The organism is Pseudomonas sp. G2-4 (genome assembly GCF_030064125.1).
Taxonomy (GTDB): Bacteria; Pseudomonadota; Gammaproteobacteria; order Pseudomonadales; family Pseudomonadaceae; genus Aquipseudomonas.
The window spans coordinates 6,453,165-6,471,534 of sequence record NZ_CP125957.1; the positions used below are offsets into that span (position 1 = coordinate 6,453,165).

Annotated in this window: 15 protein-coding genes; 6 read left to right on the forward strand and 9 right to left on the reverse strand. The window is 61.0% G+C overall.

The features are described 5' to 3' along the window. Positions 1–17: 17 nt before the first annotated feature. From pstA to QNH97_RS28490, 4 genes are all read right to left on the reverse strand, one after another. Positions 18–1,688, reverse strand: a complete 1,671-nt coding sequence (gene pstA / locus QNH97_RS28475) for a phosphate ABC transporter permease PstA (RefSeq protein WP_283554889.1) — start codon at positions 1,686–1,688, stop codon at positions 18–20. A 15-nt stretch (positions 1,689–1,703) separates the two neighbouring features. Then, the gene (locus QNH97_RS28480; protein WP_283557570.1) at positions 1,704–3,737 is read right to left on the reverse strand and encodes an ABC transporter permease subunit; all 2,034 of its coding nucleotides are present in this window, start codon (positions 3,735–3,737) and stop codon (positions 1,704–1,706) included. A gap of 460 nt (positions 3,738–4,197) precedes the next feature. Next, positions 4,198–5,196: a phosphate ABC transporter substrate-binding protein PstS family protein gene (locus QNH97_RS28485; protein ID WP_283554890.1), complete on the reverse strand. Its 999-nt coding sequence runs from the start codon at positions 5,194–5,196 to the stop codon at positions 4,198–4,200. Between the two features lie 291 nt (positions 5,197–5,487). Then, positions 5,488–6,786, reverse strand: a complete 1,299-nt coding sequence (locus QNH97_RS28490) for an MFS transporter (protein ID WP_283554891.1) — start codon at positions 6,784–6,786, stop codon at positions 5,488–5,490. Between the two features lie 377 nt (positions 6,787–7,163). Here QNH97_RS28490 and QNH97_RS28495 point away from each other — a divergent pair, with 377 nt between their 5' ends. Further along, on the forward strand, positions 7,164–7,568 hold the full coding sequence (locus QNH97_RS28495) for an acyl-CoA thioesterase (RefSeq protein WP_003177184.1): 405 nt from the start codon (positions 7,164–7,166) through the stop codon (positions 7,566–7,568). Between the two features lie 57 nt (positions 7,569–7,625). Next, on the forward strand, positions 7,626–8,525 hold the full coding sequence (locus tag QNH97_RS28500; RefSeq protein ID WP_283554892.1) for a D-hexose-6-phosphate mutarotase: 900 nt from the start codon (positions 7,626–7,628) through the stop codon (positions 8,523–8,525). Positions 8,526–8,662: 137 nt separating this feature from the next. Here QNH97_RS28500 and QNH97_RS28505 read toward each other — a convergent pair whose 3' ends face one another. From QNH97_RS28505 to QNH97_RS28525, 5 genes are all read right to left on the reverse strand, one after another. Continuing rightward, positions 8,663–9,199: a DUF3299 domain-containing protein gene (locus QNH97_RS28505; protein ID WP_283554893.1), complete on the reverse strand. Its 537-nt coding sequence runs from the start codon at positions 9,197–9,199 to the stop codon at positions 8,663–8,665. A gap of 85 nt (positions 9,200–9,284) precedes the next feature. Beyond that, positions 9,285–9,530, reverse strand: coding sequence for a GlsB/YeaQ/YmgE family stress response membrane protein (locus QNH97_RS28510; protein WP_003196372.1), 246 nt, complete (start codon positions 9,528–9,530; stop codon positions 9,285–9,287). A 103-nt stretch (positions 9,531–9,633) separates the two neighbouring features. Next, on the reverse strand, positions 9,634–10,719 hold the full coding sequence (locus tag QNH97_RS28515; RefSeq protein WP_283554894.1) for a 5-(carboxyamino)imidazole ribonucleotide synthase: 1,086 nt from the start codon (positions 10,717–10,719) through the stop codon (positions 9,634–9,636). Between the two features lie 12 nt (positions 10,720–10,731). Then, positions 10,732–11,223 carry a 5-(carboxyamino)imidazole ribonucleotide mutase gene (gene purE, locus QNH97_RS28520; protein ID WP_283554895.1) on the reverse strand — a complete coding sequence of 164 codons (492 nt, stop codon included), beginning with the start codon at positions 11,221–11,223 and terminating at the stop codon, positions 10,732–10,734. A gap of 333 nt (positions 11,224–11,556) precedes the next feature. Then, a complete protein-coding gene (locus tag QNH97_RS28525) occupies positions 11,557–12,474 on the reverse strand; it encodes a LysR substrate-binding domain-containing protein (RefSeq protein ID WP_283554896.1) in 918 nt (305 codons plus the stop codon). A 181-nt stretch (positions 12,475–12,655) separates the two neighbouring features. Between QNH97_RS28525 and aspA the strand changes: the two genes are divergently transcribed. The 4 genes from aspA to QNH97_RS28545 all read left to right on the forward strand — a co-directional run bounded on the left by aspA (position 12,656) and on the right by QNH97_RS28545 (position 18,336). Continuing rightward, positions 12,656–14,080 (forward strand): aspartate ammonia-lyase, encoded by a 1,425-nt coding sequence (gene aspA, locus QNH97_RS28530; RefSeq protein ID WP_025216214.1) that lies wholly within the window; start codon positions 12,656–12,658, stop codon positions 14,078–14,080. A gap of 487 nt (positions 14,081–14,567) precedes the next feature. Beyond that, positions 14,568–16,019 carry an alanine/glycine:cation symporter family protein gene (locus tag QNH97_RS28535; RefSeq protein ID WP_283554897.1) on the forward strand — a complete coding sequence of 484 codons (1,452 nt, stop codon included), beginning with the start codon at positions 14,568–14,570 and terminating at the stop codon, positions 16,017–16,019. Between the two features lie 135 nt (positions 16,020–16,154). Beyond that, complete coding sequence (locus QNH97_RS28540; RefSeq protein WP_283554898.1) at positions 16,155–17,159, forward strand: asparaginase; 1,005 nt, start codon at positions 16,155–16,157, stop codon at positions 17,157–17,159. A 184-nt stretch (positions 17,160–17,343) separates the two neighbouring features. After that, complete coding sequence (locus QNH97_RS28545) at positions 17,344–18,336, forward strand: AraC family transcriptional regulator (RefSeq protein WP_283554899.1); 993 nt, start codon at positions 17,344–17,346, stop codon at positions 18,334–18,336. The last annotated feature ends 34 nt before the right edge of the window (positions 18,337–18,370 follow it).

The following is an 18,370-nucleotide window of genomic DNA, read 5'->3' on the forward strand; positions in this document are numbered from 1 at the left end:
AGGATCCGCGTGGACCATTAACTATCCAGTGCCTTGTACTTCTCGCGCAGGTGGTTACGGATCCACACCGCCGACAAGTTGAGCGTGGCGATCACCAGCACCAGCAACAGCGCCGTGGCGTACACCAGCGGTCGTGCCGCTTCAACGTTCGGGCTCTGGAAGCCGACGTCATAGATGTGGAAACCCAGGTGCATGATTTTCTGGTCCAGGTGCAGGTACGGGTAATTGCCGTCCAGCGGCAACGACGGGGCCAGTTTCACCACGCCTACCAGCATCAACGGCGCCACTTCACCAGCGGCGCGGGCCACGGCGAGGATCATGCCGGTCATCATCGCCGGGCTCGCCATGGGCAGCACGATTTTCCACAGCGTCTCGGCTTTGGTCGCGCCGAGGGCCAGGGAGCCTTCGCGCACGGTCCGCGGGATCCGCGCCAGGCCTTCTTCGGTGGCCACGATCACCACCGGCACCGCCAGCAGCGCCAGGGTCAGGGACGCCCAAAGCAGGCCCGGGGTACCGAAGGTCGGCGCCGGCAAGGCTTCGGGGAAGAACAGGCGATCCACCGAACCACCCAGTACATAGACGAAGAAACCCAGGCCGAACACGCCGTAGACAATGGCCGGTACGCCTGCCAGGTTGTTCACCGCGATGCGGATCAAGCGAGTCATCGGTCCTTGCCGGGCGTATTCGCGCAAGTACACCGCTGCCAGCACGCCGAATGGCGTCACGATCATCGCCATGATCAAAGTCATCATGACAGTGCCGAAAATCGCCGGGAAGATCCCGCCTTCGGTATTGGCCTCACGAGGATCGTCGCTGAGGAATTCCCAGACCTTGCTGAAATAGAAACCGATCTTGGTGAAGGTACCCATGCCGTTCGGCTGGTAGGCGTGCACCACTTTGCCGATTTCGATTTCCAGTTCTTTGCCATTGGCATCGCGGGCGGTGAGGCTGTCGCGGTTGAACTGCGCGTGCAGGTCACCCAGACGGGCTTCGATGTCCTTGTAGCGGGCATCGAGCTCAGCGCGGTCAGCGTCCAGGTCCGCTTGTGCAGCAGCGTCCAGTCTACCTTCCAGCTCCAGCTTGCGTCCTTTGAGACGAATGCGCTCAAGCCCTGCGTTGATTGCACCGATGTCGGATTTTTCCAGGGTCTTGAGTTCGGCCGCGAGTTGGTTGACGCGGGCCACACGCGCTTGCAGCTGCGGCCATGCCGCTTCGCCTTCGGCAATGACTTTGCCGTTTTCTTTGACGTTGACCAGGTAGCCGTAGAAATTACCCCACTCACGACGCTCAATGGCCATCAGCTCTGGCGGCGTGGTCTGGCTGGTCAGCCAGTCACCGACGATCCAGGTGAAATCTGTGCCGTTGAGGTCCCGGTTGCCGACCTTGATCAACTCGCGGGTCATGAACTCGGGGCCGTCGTCCGGCACTGGCAGGCCAGCGCTTTTCAGGCGCTCGCGAGGCACTGACTCCTTCTGCACCACTTCGCCAACCACCAAATGCGCGGGCATGCCGGGCACGTTGTAGCTGGCGTGGATCAGGTCCGCCGGCCAGAAATGGCCCAGACCGCGCACGGCAATCACTGCCAGCAGGCCAATGGTCATGATGACCGCGATGGACACCGCGCCACCGCTGATCCAGACGCCGGGGGCGCCGCTCTTGAACCATCCTTTCAGGGAGTTCTGTTTCACAGACTTCTACCTTTCTTAAAGCGACGAATATTTCTTGCGCAGACGCTGACGGATCAGCTCGGCGAGGGTGTTCATGATGAAGGTGAACAACAGCAGGACCAGCGCCGACAGGAACAGCACGCGGTAATGGCTGCCGCCGACTTCCGATTCAGGCATTTCCACCGCCACGTTGGCCGCCAGGGTGCGCAGACCTTCAAACAGGTTCATTTCCATGACCGGCGTGTTGCCGGTGGCCATCAGCACGATCATGGTTTCACCGACCGCACGGCCCATGCCGATCATCAGCGCCGAGAAGATGCCGGGGCTGGCGGTGAGAATCACCACGCGGGTCATGGTCTGCCACGGCGTGGCACCGAGGGCCAGCGAGCCCAGGGTCAAGCCACGCGGAACGCTGAACACGGCGTCTTCGGCGATGGAGTAGATGTTCGGGATGACCGCGAAGCCCATCGCCAGACCGACCACCAGGGCGTTGCGCTGGTCGTAGGTAATGCCCAGGTCATGGGAAATCCACATGCGCATGTCGCCGCCGAAGAACCAGGCTTCCATGTACGGGCTCATGTACAGCGACAGCCAGCCGACGAACAGGATCACCGGGATCAGCATCGCGCTTTCCCAGCCCTCCGGGACCTTCAGGCGAATGGATTCAGGCAAGCGGCTGAAGACGAAACCCGCCACCAGGATCCCAATCGGCAGCAACATCAGCAGGCTGAAAATGCCCGGCAGATGCCCTTCGACGTACGGTGCCAGGAACAGGCCGGCAAAGAAGCCGAGGATCACCGTCGGCATCGCTTCCATCAGCTCGATCACCGGCTTGACCTTGCGACGCAAGCTTGGGGCCATGAAGTACGCGGTGTAGATCGCGGCAGCAATCGCCAGCGGCGCAGCCAGCAGCATCGCGTAGAACGCCGCTTTCAGGGTGCCGAAGGTCAGCGGCGAAAGGCTCATCTTGGGTTCAAAATCGGTGTTGGCCGCGGTCGATTGCCAGACGTATTTAGGCTCGTCGTAGTTTTCGTACCAGACCTTGCCCCACAACGCACTCCACGACACTTCCGGGTGCGGGTTATCCAGCTGCAACGGTTGCAGTTTGCCACCCTGCTCGACGATCAGACGGTTGGCCCGAGGCGACATGCCGAACAGACCTTGGCCATCGACCACCTGGTCCACCAACAGGGTGCGGTGAGCAGTGCTGTGGAACACGCCGAGCTTGCCGGCAGCGTCGAGGGCGACAAAGCCTTTGCGACGTTCTTCAGCACTGATCTCAATAATGGGCGCACTGCCCATCTGGAAGGTACGAATCTGTTTGAAGCGCAATTCGCCGTCCGGATCGCGGGCCATGAACCACTGGGCCAGGCCACCCTTGGAGTCGCCGATGATCAGCGAAATCCCGCCCACCAGTTGGGTCGTGGCGGTGACTTGGGCTTCGCCGTCTTCCAGCAACTTGTAGCGACCATTAAGGCTTTTGTCCCGCAGGCTGAACACGTCGGCCTGGGCACGCCCGTTGACCACATACAGCCATTGCTGGCGCGGGTCGACGAAGATGTTCTTCACTGGCTCTGTCATCTGCGGCAGATCAATGCGCGTCTGCTCGCTAGTGATCTCACCGGTCATCATGTTTTCTTCGCTGCTGAGCGACAGCACTTGCAGTTGGGCACCGCTGGAACCGGCTAGCAGCAGGGTTGAGTCGGTGGCATTGAGGCTGACATGCTCCAGGGCGGCACCTTGCTCGTTCAGCACGATCGGCGTCTCGCCATAAGGGTATTCGACGGCCGGCGAGATGGTTTTCTTGCCGTCCGGATAGGTGACGTTATAGGTGTGTCGGAATACCAGGGCCTGACCGTTGGACAGACCGATCGCCACCAGCGGGCTGCCGGGTTGATCTTCACCAATGGAGGTCACGCTGGCGCCAGCGGGAATCGGCAGGTCGACCCGGCGCAGTTCGGCGCCACTGTCGATGTCGAAAAACAGCGCCTGGCCCTTGTCGGAAACCCGCATGGCCACCTGGTTCTGCTCTTCGATGGAGATCATCAGGGGTTTGCCAGCGTCTTGCATCCAGGCCGGGGTAATCGAGTCCTTGGCGGTCAGGTCCGCGCCTTGGAACAGGGGCAGCACCACGTAGGCCAGGAAGAAGAAGATCAACGTGATGGCGGCCAGGACGGCGAGGCCGCCGATCAGGACGTACCAGCGGGTCAGGCGATCCTTGAGCGCGCGAATACGGCGCTTGCGTTGAAGCTCAGGCGTATTGAAATCAATGCGCTTGGGAGGGGAAGTCGTAGTCATTGTGGAATTGGCCAGATCATTCATGCGCACACCCTAGCGATCCTGTATGACAGAAAGATGACAATGCAGTGACGCAACAAATCCGCCGCCAAGGGTATTGGCAGCGGACAGGAATTGGGTTGTGGGGCGCCTGCTCGAAAGTATTGGGTCAGTCAACATCCATATTGACCGCACTGTCCTCTTCTCGAGCAAGCCTGCTCCCACAGAGTCCGGGTTTGGCCCGGCTCAGGTTTTACTTCTTGGCGACGTTACCGCCTTCCGACAGCCCCAGGTCAGCCAGTGCCTTGGCGGCAACCTTGGCTGGCAGTGGGATGTAACCGTCCTTGACCACGACTTCCTGACCTTGCTTGGACAGGATCAGCTTGACGAACTCGGCTTCCAGCGGGGCCAGAGGCTTGTTCGGCGCCTTGTTCACGTAAACGTAGAGGAAGCGCGACAGTGGGTACTTGCCGTTCAGGGCGTTTTCTTCGGTGTCTTCGATGAACTCGCCGCCTTCTTTCTTGGCAAGGGCAACGGTTTTTACGCTGGCGGTTTTGTAGCCAATGCCCGAGTAGCCAACGCCGTTGAGCGAGCTGCTGATCGATTGCACAACCGAGGCCGAACCTGGCTGTTCATTGACGTTTGACTTGTAGTCGCCTTTGCACAGGGCTTCTTCTTTAAAGTAGCCGTAGGTGCCGGATACCGAGTTACGACCGAACAACTGAACTGGCTTGTTGGCCAGGTCCCCGGTCACACCCAGGTCACCCCAAGTCTTCACGTCGGCTTTAGCGCCGCACAGACGAGTGGACGAGAAAATCGCATCGACCTGAGCCATGGTCAGGCCTTTGATCGGGTTGTCCTTGTGTACGAATACAGCCAGGGCATCGACAGCCACCGGGATGGCGGTAGGCTTGTAGCCGTACTTGGTTTCGAAGGCCTGCAGCTCGTTGTCCTTCATCTTACGGCTCATCGGGCCCAGGTTGGAGGTGCCTTCGGTGAGCGCGGGTGGCGCGGTGGACGAACCAGCGGCCTGAATCTGGATATTTACGTTCGGGTATTCTTTCTTGTAGTTCTCGGCCCACAAGGTCATCAGGTTGGCCAGGGTATCGGAGCCGACGCTGGACAGGTTGCCCGACACACCAGTGGTCTTGGTGTAGCTCGGGATCGCTGGGTCAACAGCAGCAACCGCGTTGGCAGTTGCAACGCCAGCAGCGACAAATGTCATTGCCGCCATCAAACGCTTCAGTTTCATGCCTTACTCCTAGCAGATAGGGTGTGTTAAGTCGGCAAAGTATCGGTAAGCCGTGTGAACACTCTATGGCTGAAATATGACAATTGGATGAAAGGCCAGCATTGGGTTTTACAACATGATTGGCACCAATAAAGGAGTCAGGGAGAGGACCCGCTCATTTACAGAGACGAATGAACCCGTGGCGAGGGAGCTTGCTCCCGCTTGAGTGCGCAGCACTCATAAAGAAGGGGTTGCTGCGCAACCCAGCGGGAGCAAGCTCCCTCGCCACAATGAATCGCAACCGCCTTAAGCTTAGCGACCTTTCTTCCAGAGATAACCGCCCACCGCAATCCCTACCCCGCAAATGACCGCCACGTAATACGCCGGCCCCAGCGGGCTTTCCTTGAGCAGCAGGGTGACGATCATCGGGGTCAGGCCGCCGAAGATCGCATACGCCAGGTTGTAGGAGAACGACAGGCCACTGAAGCGCACCACGGCCGGGAATGCCTTGACCATGACGTAAGGCACCGCGCCGATGGTACCCACCAACAACCCACTCAAGGCATAGAGCGGAAACAGCCACTCGGGGTGGTCGAACAGGCTGTGATAGAAGGTCCAGGAGGTGATCAACAGCAACGCGCTGCCAAACACAAACACCCGTCCGGCGCCGAAACGGTCAGCCAGCACGCCGGAGCCGATGCAACCAAAGCTCAGGAACACGATCGCCAGGCTGTTGGCCTGCAACGCGGTGGTGGGGCTGAAGTGGTACACGGTCTGCAGCACTGTCGGGGTCATCAGGATGATCACGATGATGCCGGCCGACAGCAGCCAGGTCAGCAGCATCGAGATGGCGATGGCGCCACGATGATCACGCAGCACGGCCCGCAGCGGTATTTCCTCGGCCAGGGCCTTGCGCAGTTGCAGCTCGGCGAACACCGGGGTTTCGTGGAGCCAGCGGCGCAGATACACCGAAAACAGGCCGAACACACCGCCCAGCAGGAACGGAATCCGCCAGGCGAAATCCGCCACTTCTACTGGCGTATAAATGCTGTTGATGGCTGTGGCGACCAGCGAACCCAACAGAATCCCCACGGTCAGGCCGCAGGTCAGCGTGCCGCAGGCATAGCCGATGTGGCGCGCCGGAACGTGTTCGGAGACGAATACCCAGGCCCCGGGCACTTCGCCGCCAATGGCCGCGCCCTGGATCACCCGCATCAGCAACAGCAGGATCGGCGCCCACATGCCGATCTGGGCATAGGTGGGCAGCAGGCCCATGATCAGGGTCGGCACAGCCATCATGAAAATGCTCAGGGTGAACATTTTCTTGCGCCCCAGCAGGTCGCCGAAGTGGGCCATGATGATCCCGCCCAGCGGCCGGGCCAGGTAACCGGCGGCAAAGATGCCGAAAGTCTGCATCAAGCGCAGCCACTCAGGCATTTCGGCCGGGAAGAATAATTTGCCGACCACGGTGGCGAAGAACACGAAAATGATGAAATCGTAGAACTCCAGCGCACCGCCCAAGGCGGAAAGCGACAGCGTCTTGTAATCGTTGCGGGTCAGTGGACGTGCGAGTTGTGCGGGCGTCGCTGTGCTCGAAGGCGCAGGGGTCATGGCAAGGGCTTCTCTTATTAGTCGGTTCTGCAACCCTGACAACACGGGTTAGGGCCTGGGCAGGTTCGGCACGATAACAAATTGTTCGAAAAAGCACATAGAGGTGCGTAATTGACGGTCGAAATCAGAACCGAGTGGTCGTCTCGACGTCTATCGCCCGATATACTCGCAACGTTGCAACACTCTGTAAGGGGTTGCTGTGCGAAAACGTCGTTGGTGGCGTAGTAATAGAACCAGCCGGTTTCGCAGAGTTTCCCTTTGGCACGCCTTTACGAAAAACGTGACGAACGTAGTAAGTTCGGGCTGAATCGTTTTTTACAAAGACGGCTATTCACCTGCAACACAAGACAGCGTTACGGGTCAGAGGCACCCCCGGCATGATAGAGCTCGAACAAGAAGATCCAATCCCGCAAGGCGACCTGGCCCTGCAAATCACCGCGCTCCCCCGCGAGACCAACGGCTTCGGCGATATCTTCGGCGGTTGGCTGGTGTCTCAGATGGACCTGGCCGGCACCGCCATGGCCAGCAAAGTGGCCGGTGGACGCGTGGCCACCGTGGCGATCGATCGCATGGCGTTCCTGGTGCCGGTGGCGGTGGGTGCGCAGCTTTCCTTTTATACCCAGGCGCTGGAAATCGGCCGCAGCTCGATCCAGATGATGGTCGAGGTCTGGAGCGACGATCCGCTGTCCAGTGAATGGCGCAAGGTGACCGAGGCGGTGTTTGTCTTCGTCGCCATCGACGGCAGTGGTCGTACCCGCTCGGTTCCGCCGCGCGCCCGTTAAACACGGCGGCCGTTTTGCGGTCCATTGCAGTTCCTGTTCCTGAGCGAGATTTGCAACATGCCAACGCCCCATGTCGAAGCCGTCAAACTGGATGAACTGAACGGTTGGCGAATCCGCCACGGTCAGGCCGAGTTGCTGGTGACCCAGCAAGGCGCGCACATCCTCAGCTATCAAGTGGACGGCCAGCCGCCGCTGATCTGGCTCAACGACCAGGCCACGTTCAAGGCCGGCAAGAGCATCCGCGCCGGCGTGCCGGTGTGCTGGCCGTGGTTCGGCAACCTGACGCGCAACCCCGACAGCGTGCAGGCCATGCGTGTGACCAACGATCCGGCCACGGCCCATGGCTTGGTACGGGCGATGGATTGGGAATTGAAGGGCATCGAAGCCGAAGGCGAAAGCCTCAAGGTGGAGTTCGTGCTGCCCTACCCCGAAAACGGCCTCTCGGGCTGGCCTCACCAAGTGGACCTGACGCTGACCATCGTGATGGACGAGCAGTTGCACATCCGCCTCACCAGCCATAACCGTGGCAGCGAGACCGTCAGCCTCAGCCAGGCGCTGCACAGCTACTTCGCCGTGAGCGATGTGCGCAACGTACATGTCGATGGGGTGGATGGCTTGAGCTACATCGAGACCCTCGACGACTGGAAAATCGCCACCCAGGCCGGTGATCTGCACTTCGCCGGCGAGACCGACCGCGTCTACCTCAATACCCCGCCGACGCTGAGCATCGTTGATCCGCAGTGGGAACGCCGGATCGAACTGACCAGCAGCGGTTCGCGCTCGGCAGTGATCTGGAACCCCTGGACCGAACGCGCCAAGGCCTTCAGCGACATGGCCGACGATGGCTGGCAGCGCATGTTGTGCATCGAGACGGCGAATGTGATGGACGACGTGGTGACGCTGTTGCCCGAGGCCAGCCATACCCTTGGCGTGAGCATCCGCAGCAAGCCGCTTTAAGCCACACCATAAAACCATTGTGGGAGCGAGCTTGCTCGCGATAGCGGGATAACAGTCAACATCAGCGTCGACTGACACACCGCCATCGCGAGCAAGCTCGCTCCCACATTGGGATTTGTGTCAGGCCAACCGGCCTATTACAAATCCGCCTCCTGCACCACCCTCACCTTTTCGGCCTCCAGTGCATACGCCGCGCTGGCCAGGTCGTTGTCGACCTTTTCGATCTTCAGCGTGCCGGTCACCCACAGCGGCGTGTAGATGTCGTCCAGCTTCAGGCCCTTGGGGTAGCGCACCAGCACCAGTTGATTCGGCGGTGGTGGCGGGACGTGGATGCAGGCGCCGGGGTAAGGCACCAGGAAAAACAGCGTGCTACGGCCCTTGGCGTCGGATTCCAGTGGCACGGGGTAACCGCCGATGCGAATGTGTTTATCGCTCATCGACGCCACGGTCTTGGTCGAATACATCACCGCCGGCAAGCCTTTGCTTTGTTTCAGGCCACCTTTTTCGGTGAAGGTGCCACTGGCTTCGGGGGAGTCATGATCGATCTCGGGCATGGCCTCGAGGGCTTTCTGGTCCGACTTGGGCATCAATTCGAGCCAGTCGGTTTCCGGCAGTTCGGCGGCATGGGCCAGGCCACTGCCCAGCAGAAGAAGGGTCAACACTAGACGGCGCATGAAAGGGCTCGGCAATGAGTAGGAAGTGCAACGCCGGCATTCTAGCCCTCTCTGCGCGCCACGCAGAGAGGGTGTTGTCTTTGTATCAGTTTCTTTTGATCAGGCCGTAGATCACCAGCAACACCACCGCGCCCACCAGGGCACCGATGAAGCCCGCGCCTTGGCCCGCCTGGTAGATGCCCAGGGCCTGGCCGCCATAAGTGGCTGCCAATGAACCGCCGATACCGAGCAGGATGGTCATGATCCAGCCCATGCTGTCATCGCCCGGTTTCAGGAAGCGCGCCAGCAGGCCAACGATCAAGCCGATAAAGATGGTTCCAATGATTCCCATGGCAATTCCCCGTTTGGTTGGATGCTATGCCAAAGCCTAGTCAGACTTTGGCACCTTGCCATGAGAGAAGCCGGCCGACGAATGGTTCCACCCATGTCTCAGTTTATTGCTCGGCGATCAGCGTCTCGACCTTGATGATCTGCTGGGCCAGGGTCGCCCGGTCAGCGCAGCGCAGATTGGCGTGACCCACTTTGCGCCCAACCTTGAACGCCTTGCCATAGTGATGCAGATGGCAATCGGCAATGGCCAGGACTTTCTCGCTGTCCGGGACCTTGCCGATGAAGTTGAGCATCGCGCTTTCGCCGACCTTGGCGGTCGAGCCCAGCGGCAGTCCGGCCACCGCCCGCAGGTGGTTTTCGAACTGGCTGCACTCGGCGCCTTCAGTGGTCCAATGCCCGGAGTTGTGCACCCGAGGCGCGATTTCGTTGGCCTTGAGGCCGCCGTCCACTTCAAAGAACTCGAACGCCATCACGCCGACATAGTCGAGCTGCTTGAGCACCCGGCTGGAATAGTCTTCGGCCAGGGCCTGCAACGGATGGTCGGTGCTGGCGACGGACAGCTTGAGGATGCCGTCCTTGTGGGTGTTGTGCACCAACGGGTAGAAACGGAGCTCACCGTCACGGCCACGCACAGCGATCAGCGAGACTTCCCCGGTGAACGGCACGAAGCCTTCCAGCAGGCAGGCCACGCTGCCCAGCTCGGCAAACGTGCCGACCACGTCCTCAGGCTTGCGCAGGACTTTCTGGCCCTTGCCGTCATAACCCAGGGTGCGGGTCTTGAGCACGGCTGGCAGGCCGATGGCGGCCACCGCGGCGTCCAAGTCGGCCTGGGACTGAATGTCGGCGAAGGCCGGCGTGGGAATGCCCAGGTCCTTGAACATGTTCTTTTCGAACCAACGGTCCCGGGCAATACGCAAGGCTTCGGCGCTCGGGTAGACCGGGACGAACTGGGACAGGAAAGCAACGGTTTCGGCCGGGACGCTTTCGAACTCGAAGGTCACCAGATCGACTTCGTCGGCCAATTGGCGCAGGTGATCCTGGTCGCCGTAGTCGGCCCGCAGGTGTTCACCCAGCGCGCTGGCGCAGGCGTCCGGTGCCGGGTCCAGGAAAGCGAAGTTCATCCCCAGCGGCGTACCCGCCAGGGCCAACATGCGACCCAACTGGCCGCCACCGATTACACCGATCTTCATTCGTCAACAACCTCAGGCAATGCGTGGGTCTGGATTGTCCAGGACGCTGTCTGTCTGTTCAGCGCGGAATTTTTTCAACACGCTATGAAACTGTGGATGCTTGGCGCCCAAAATGCTCGCCGAGAGCAGGGCCGCGTTGATTGCGCCAGCCTTGCCGATGGCCAGGGTCGCCACCGGAATGCCGGCCGGCATCTGCACGATCGACAGCAGCGAATCGACGCCCGAGAGCATCGACGACTGCACCGGCACGCCCAGCACCGGCAGGTGGGTCTTGGCCGCACACATGCCGGGCAAGTGGGCTGCGCCGCCGGCACCGGCGATAATCACCTCGATGCCTCGGGACTCGGCTTCTTCAGCGTACTGGAACAGCAGGTCCGGGGTACGGTGGGCGGAAACCACTTTCACCTCGTAAGGGATGCCGAGCTTTTCCAGCATATCGGCGGTGTGGCTAAGGGTGGACCAATCGGACTTGGAGCCCATGATCACGCCAACCAGTGCACTCATCGTCGTGCCTCATCTCTCTGGGCGCCCGCAGGCGCGTCAAAAAACAACAAGCCACGCAGGAGACCGGCGTGGCTTGTTGTACGAATTCTGGCCGGGCGAACCGACCGAAGGCCGGGCAGTATACCGAAAATGGTGCGTTAAACGCACTTTCGCCGACCATCTGTCATTTGGGCTGAAGCGGCGGTTTTATTGACTCGCAGGTCAGCGAGGGAACAGCATAAATCCCTGTGGGAGCGAGCTTGCTCGCGATAGCGGCAGATCAGTCTATGCAGCTGTGAGTGTCAGGTCGTCATCGCGAGCAAGCTCGCTCCCACAAGGGGTTCTGCGCTGTCTTCAGGATCCGGCCACACCCTGCGCCACACCGCCCTCGAGCTTGCGCCACAACAACCGCACATTGGCCTTGCGCACCAGGGCGCAGCGGTACAGGCGAATCTCCAGGGGGACGTGCCATTGCGTGCCGCCACAGATCACCAGTTCACCCCGGGCCAGTTCGGCGCGCACGCTCAGGTGCGGCACCCAGGCGATGCCCAGGCCTTCCAACGCCATGCTTTTCAGGCTGTCGGCCATGGCCGTTTCGTAGACCGTGGTGAAACGCAGCGCCCGTTGGCGCAACAACTGGTTAACCGAACGGCCGAGGAACGCGCCGGCGCTGTAGGCCAGCAGCGGCACGCTGGCCTCGCCTTCTGGGTCGAACAGCGGCTTGCCGTCAGCATCGGCCGCACACACCGGGAGCATTTCGGTCTGGCCCAGGTGCAGCGACGGAAAGATTTCCGGGTCCATCTGCATCGCCGAATCCGGATCGTAGAAGGCCAGCATCAGGTCGCAGCCACCTTCACGTAATGCATGGACCGCATCGCCGACGTTGGTCGCCACCAGCCGCGTGGCGATGTTCATCCCCTCGTTGCGCAATTGCGCGATCCAGCGCGGGAAGAAACCCAACGCCAGGGAGTGGGCCGCAGCCACCTGAATGACTTCGCCCTGTCCGCCTTCCAGATGATGTAAATGACGCAGCACTTCACCCAATTGCTCAACCACCGTGCGCGCCGTCACCAGAAACAACTGGCCCGCCGCCGTCAGTTCAATGGGCGTGCGGGAGCGGTTGACCAGGGTCAGCCCGAGCGCCGCCTCGAGGCTGCGAATCCGCCGACTGAAAGCCGGCTGCGTCACGAAGCGCCGCTCAGCCGCCTGGGAGAAACTGCGCGTCGCAGCCAGGGCACTGAAGTCCTCGAGCCATTTGCTTTCAAGATTCATCACGTCCTCCCTTTGCACGCACCAAAACAGGTCACACGTTCGCCACACCGTCGACGTCACACCGGCATTATGCCGAATATGCATAGGCCAGTGCTTAACAGCATTGGCCCTAATTTTCTCGAGAGCCTAGGATTCGCAGCGTTCCGGCTCAGACCGGGTCCTTATCGAGATGATTTCTATCATGTCCTCCGCTGCATCATTCCGCACAGAAAAAGACCTGCTTGGCGTACTCGAAGTACCGGCGCAAGCGTATTACGGCATCCAGACCCTGCGAGCGGTGAACAACTTCCGTCTCTCCGGCGTTCCGATCTCGCATTACCCCAAGCTGGTGGTCGGTCTGGCAATGGTCAAGCAGGCCGCCGCTGACGCCAACCGCGAGCTGGGCCAGCTCAGCGAAGCCAAGCACGCCGCCATCAGCGAAGCCTGTGCACGATTGATCCGCGGCGATTTCCACGAAGAGTTCGTGGTGGATATGATTCAGGGCGGCGCTGGCACGTCGACCAACATGAACGCCAACGAAGTCATCGCCAACATCGCGTTGGAGGCCATGGGCCACAACAAAGGCGAATACCAGTACCTGCACCCGAACAACGACGTGAACATGGCGCAGTCCACCAACGACGCCTACCCGACCGCGATTCGCCTGGGCCTGCTGCTGGGTCACGATGCGTTGCTGGCCAGCCTCGACAGCCTGATCCAGGCGTTCGCTGCCAAGGGTGAAGAATTCAGCCACGTCCTGAAAATGGGCCGCACCCAGCTGCAAGACGCTGTGCCGATGACCCTCGGCCAGGAATTCCGCGCCTTCGCCACCACCCTGAGCGAAGACCTGGCGCGCCTGAAAACCCTGGCGCCTGAACTGCTCACCGAAGTGAACCTGGGCGGCACCGCCATTGGCACCGGCATCAACGCCGACCCGCGCTACCAGGCCCTGGCCGTACAACGCCTGGCGACCATCAGCGGCCAGCCGCTGGTTCCAGCCGCTGACCTGATCGAAGCCACCTCCGACATGGGCGCCTTCGTGCTGTTCTCCGGCATGCTCAAGCGTACTGCGGTCAAGCTGTCGAAGATCTGCAACGACCTGCGCCTGCTGTCCAGCGGCCCGCGCACCGGCATCAACGAAATCAACCTGCCGGCTCGCCAGCCGGGCAGTTCGATCATGCCGGGCAAGGTCAACCCGGTGATCCCGGAAGCGGTCAACCAGGTTGCATTCCAGATCATCGGTAACGACCTGGCCCTGACCATCGCGGCCGAAGGCGGCCAACTGCAGTTGAACGTGATGGAACCGCTGATCGCCTTCAAGATCTTCGACTCGATCCGCTTGCTGCAACGGGCCATGGACATGCTGCGCGAGCACTGCATCGTGGGCATCACCGCCAACGAAGCGCGCTGCCGCGAACTGGTCGAGCACTCGATCGGCCTGGTCACCGCCCTGAACCCGTACATCGGCTATGAAAACGCCACCCGCATCGCCCGTGTTGCCCTGGAAAGCGGCCGCGGCGTGCTGGAGCTGGTGCGCGAAGAAGGCTTGCTCGACGACGCGATGCTCGACGACATCCTGCGCCCGGAAAACATGATTGCTCCGCGTCTGGTTCCGCTGAAAGCGTGATCACCGCAACTAACGCTCACCAGGTCGAGGGACTAGACACCTCTCACCTTTTGAGGGCTTGGGGACCTTCCCCAAGCCCTTTTTTTAATTGAAAACCACAAAGGATGACCGAACCTGTGGGAAGGAACCTGCTCGCGATAAACGACGACGTGCTGCCGTTGTATACCGCGTCATCAGCGATCGCGAGCAAGCTTTTTCCCACAAAAACCTGACCGAAAGGCCAGGTGAAATGAAGGGTCCGTTTCGTCGGACGCACCACAATCGTGCAGACGGGCACCGCACTGATAGGTATAGTGCCGCCCCTCTTCGCGTGAGCGGTCGTCAGTAGAGAGACCCTAAAACATGCGAAAACCGAACTAATAACAAACCCGCGAAAATGGACCGGGACGAAACATCGCCTCACCTGTTTGGCCGAGCGCCGACCGATGTAACGCGATATTTCCAAATGGCCAGCATTTGCTTAAACAAAAAACAGCGAGGAATACTCATGCTTGAAGTCATCAACGACTTCCTTTCAGGGAAAGTGCTGATCGTGCTCATTGTCGGGCTCGGTAGCTACTTCACGATCCGCTCGCGTTTCGTCCAGTTCCGTCATTTCTTTCATATGTTCGCGGTGTTTCGTGACAGCCTAAAAAGCAGCACTGACCAGCTCAGCTCGTTCCAGGCCTTGATGCTCAGCCTGGCCGGCCGTGTTGGCGCGGGCAACATCGCGGGGGTTGGCATCGCCGTGACCCTCGGCGGCCCCGGTGCCGTGTTCTGGATGTGGGTGACCGCACTGGTCGGCATGTCCAGCAGCTTCTTCGAGTGCTCCCTCGGCCAGCTCTACAAGCGCTGCGACTCCGAAGGCCAGTACCGTGGCGGCCCGTCCTATTACATCCAGCACGGCCTGCAGAAACGCTGGCTGGGCATGATCATGGCGTTCCTGCTGCTGGTCACCTTCGGCTTCGCCTTCAACGGCCTGCAAGCCCACGCGGTCACCCATTCCCTGAACAACGCCTTCGGCTTCGACACCACTTACACAGGCCTGGGCCTGGCGGTGCTGCTGGGCCTGGTGTTCATTGGCGGGATCAAGCGTATCGCCAAGGTTGCCGACCTGCTGGTGCCGGTCAAGACCCTGGCGTACATCGGCGTGACCCTCTATGTGATCGTGCTGCAGTTCGAACACGTACCGGACATGCTGGCGACCATCGTCAGAAGCGCCTTTGGCCTGGACCAGGCCTTTGGTGGCTTGATCGGCGCCGCCATCGTCATGGGCGTCAAGCGTGGCGTGTTCGCCAACGAAGCCGGCCTGGGCAGTGCGCCTAACGTGGCCGCCGTGGCGTCGGTCGAGCACCCAGTGGCTCAGGGTGTGATTCAAGCGTTCAGCGTATTCCTGGACACCTTCTTGATCTGCACCTGCACCGCGCTGTTGATCCTGCTGTCGGGCTTCTACACCCCAGGCTTCGAAGGCGACGGCATTGCCCTGACCCAGAACTCCCTGGCGGCGGTAGTGGGTGACTGGGGCCGGATTTTCATCTCCGTGGCGCTGTCGTTGTTCGTGTTCACCTCGATCCTCTACAACTACTATCTAGGTGAGAATAGCCTGCGCTTCATGATCGGCGAAAACCGCAAGGCGCTGATGGGCTACCGCGCGCTGGTGCTGGTCCTGATTTTCTGGGGCGCCATCGAAAACCTTGGCACCGTGTTCGCCTTCGCCGACATCACCATGACGCTGCTGGCGTTCGTGAACCTGATCGCGCTGTTCCTGCTGTTCAAGGTCGGCATGCGTATCCTGCGTGACTACGATGACCAGCGTTCGGCCGGTATCAAGGTTCCGGTCTTCGATTCCAGCAAGTTCCCGGACCTGGACCTTGACCGCAACGCCTGGCCAGCCAATCCGTCGGCGCCGGTTGCCCAGTCTGACGCCGCTAAGGCTGGCGTGACCGCAGCGCAACGCTGACCGGTAACAAGCTGTCTGGAAAAAACCGGGCGCACCCCCTGCGCCCGGCGTGACACAGCCTAAGGTCGGCGTCATGCTCGGCCTTATGTTGTGGCAGCGAAGTAAAGCTGCCGTTTTCGTCCTCGGAGAACACCCATGAATTCCTCGACCTACCCTGCCGCCCAGCACGTCATGGTGCTCTACACCGGTGGAACCATCGGCATGCAGGCCAGCGCCCACGGCCTGGCCCCGGCATCCGGTTTCGAAGCGCGGATGCGCGATTACCTGCACAGCCAACCTGAACTCGTCATCCCGTCATGGCGCTTCCGGGAAATGTCGCCGCTGATCGACAGCGCCAACATGACCCCGGCCTATTGGCAGCAACTGCGCGAAGCGGTGGTCGATGCCGTGGATGTGCAGGGCTGCGACAGCGTACTGATCCTGCACGGCACCGATACGTTGGCCTACAGCGCGGCCGCAATGAGCTTCCAACTGCTGGGTCTGCATGCGCGGGTGTGCTTCACCGGTTCGATGCTGCCCGCTGGCGTGACCGACAGCGACGCCTGGGAAAACCTCAGCGGCGCGTTGGTTGCCCTCGGCCAGGGTCTGGCGCCGGGCGTGCATCTGTACTTCCACGGTGAATTGCTGGCGCCGACTCGTTGCGCCAAGGTGCGCAGCTTCGGTCGTCATCCGTTCAAGCGCCTGGAACGCCAGGGCGGCGGTGTCAAAGCCGCTTCGCTGCCGGCGCAATTGAATTACAACCAGCCCAAGCAACTGGCGAATGTCGCGGCACTGCCACTGTTTCCCGGCATCAGCGCCGAGATTCTCGATGGCCTGCTCGGCAGCGGGATCCAGGGCCTGGTGCTGGAGTGCTACGGCAGCGGCACCGGCCCGAGCGACAACCCAGCCTTCCTCGCCAGCCTCGAGCGGGCGCGGGACAGCGGCGTGGTGGTGGTGGCGGTGACCCAATGCCATGAAGGCGGCGTGGAGCTGGATGTGTACGAGGCCGGCAGCCGTTTGCGTGGCGTCGGCGTGCTGTCCGGCGGCGGCATGACCCGCGAGGCGGCGGTTGGTAAGTTACAGGCGTTGATTGGCGCGGGGTTGCCCGTGGCAGAGGTGCGGCGGTTGGTTGAACTGGATCTGTGCGGCGAGCTTATCTGACACCCGGCAAATCCTGTGGGAGCGAGCTTGCTCGCGATAGCGGGCTGATAGTCAACATCAGCGTCGACTGACACACCGCCATCGCGAGCAAGCTCGCTCCCACATTGGGTGTTGTGTTGAACTTCCGATTTTCATCCGGCATACAACTTGCTCCGTTTCCAGCCTCCCCAGGCTGGAACCGAACATGCTTCATTCCCACCTCACCACCCTCAACGCCGTCTCCCTGGTGCTCAATGCCTTCAAAAACGAAGGGCTATCCAGTGAGGCGTTGCTGGCCGGCAGCGGCATCAGCGCGGCGGATCTGAGCCGGGCCGACACGCGCATCACCACCAATCAGGAAATGCAGGTCTGTGCCAACGCCGTGGCGCTCAGGCGCGATATCGGCCTGGAACTGGGTCTGCGCATGCACGTGTCGTGCTACGGCATACTCGGCTATGCCCTGCTCACCAGTGCCACCTTAGGTGACGCTTTGCGCCTGGCGCTGCGCTATCCGGCGCTATTGGGAACACTCTTCGAACTGAACCTGGAGGAAGACGATGAGGTGGTCTGGCTCAGCGCCAGCGATTATCGGGAGAACCCGGCCTTGGCCGCGTTCAATGCCGAGTTCTGCATGGTTTCGTTGAAAGTCATCTGCAATGACCTGCTTGGCCATGTGCTGCCGTTACGCGCGGCGCGTTTCGAACATCCGGCGCCCGATTACCAGGTGCGCTATGGAGCGCATTTTGATTGCCCTGTACGGTTCGACAGCATCGATAACGCCTTTGCCTTCGACCGCCACTGGCTCGAACAGCCCCTGCCCCTGGCCGATCCCATCACCCACCACGCCATGGCCGAACGCTGCCGCCGACAGAACACCGAATTCACCGGGCGCCAGGCCTGGCTGGGGCGGATCCGCCAACTGCTCGACGCACAACTAAACGCCGCCCCCGGCCTCGAGGGCCTGGCCGAACAAATGAACTGCTCGGCGCGCACTTTGCGCCGGCACCTCAAGGAGCAGGGTTGCAGTTATCAGGAGCTGCTCGACGACCTGCGTTTCGAGCGGGCCAAGCAGATGCTCTGCGAGGATCAATTGCCGATCTATCGGATTGCCGAAAGGCTGGGCTTCAGTGAAACGGCCAGTTTTCGCCATGCGTTCGTGCGCTGGAGCGGCGTGGCGCCGAGTCAGTTCAGATCCTGAACCTCCTGGACAAACGCCGCTTTCATGTACAACA

Coding starts and splice junctions, on each gene's coding strand:
- QNH97_RS28495 (WP_003177184.1), top strand. CDS start 7,164: ATGATAGAGCTCGAACAAGAAGATCCAATCCCGCAAGGCGACCTGGCC.
- QNH97_RS28510 (WP_003196372.1), bottom strand. CDS start 9,530: ATGGGAATCATTGGAACCATCTTTATCGGCTTGATCGTTGGCCTGCTG.
- QNH97_RS28505 (WP_283554893.1), bottom strand. CDS start 9,199: ATGCGCCGTCTAGTGTTGACCCTTCTTCTGCTGGGCAGTGGCCTGGCC.
- QNH97_RS28485 (WP_283554890.1), bottom strand. CDS start 5,196: ATGAAACTGAAGCGTTTGATGGCGGCAATGACATTTGTCGCTGCTGGC.
- QNH97_RS28490 (WP_283554891.1), bottom strand. CDS start 6,786: ATGACCCCTGCGCCTTCGAGCACAGCGACGCCCGCACAACTCGCACGT.
- QNH97_RS28535 (WP_283554897.1), top strand. CDS start 14,568: ATGCTTGAAGTCATCAACGACTTCCTTTCAGGGAAAGTGCTGATCGTG.
- QNH97_RS28545 (WP_283554899.1), top strand. CDS start 17,344: ATGCTTCATTCCCACCTCACCACCCTCAACGCCGTCTCCCTGGTGCTC.
- aspA (WP_025216214.1), top strand. CDS start 12,656: ATGTCCTCCGCTGCATCATTCCGCACAGAAAAAGACCTGCTTGGCGTA.
- purE (WP_283554895.1), bottom strand. CDS start 11,223: ATGAGTGCACTGGTTGGCGTGATCATGGGCTCCAAGTCCGATTGGTCC.
- QNH97_RS28525 (WP_283554896.1), bottom strand. CDS start 12,474: ATGAATCTTGAAAGCAAATGGCTCGAGGACTTCAGTGCCCTGGCTGCG.
- QNH97_RS28480 (WP_283557570.1), bottom strand. CDS start 3,737: ATGCAAGACGCTGGCAAACCCCTGATGATCTCCATCGAAGAGCAGAAC.
- QNH97_RS28515 (WP_283554894.1), bottom strand. CDS start 10,719: ATGAAGATCGGTGTAATCGGTGGCGGCCAGTTGGGTCGCATGTTGGCC.
- QNH97_RS28500 (WP_283554892.1), top strand. CDS start 7,626: ATGCCAACGCCCCATGTCGAAGCCGTCAAACTGGATGAACTGAACGGT.
- QNH97_RS28540 (WP_283554898.1), top strand. CDS start 16,155: ATGAATTCCTCGACCTACCCTGCCGCCCAGCACGTCATGGTGCTCTAC.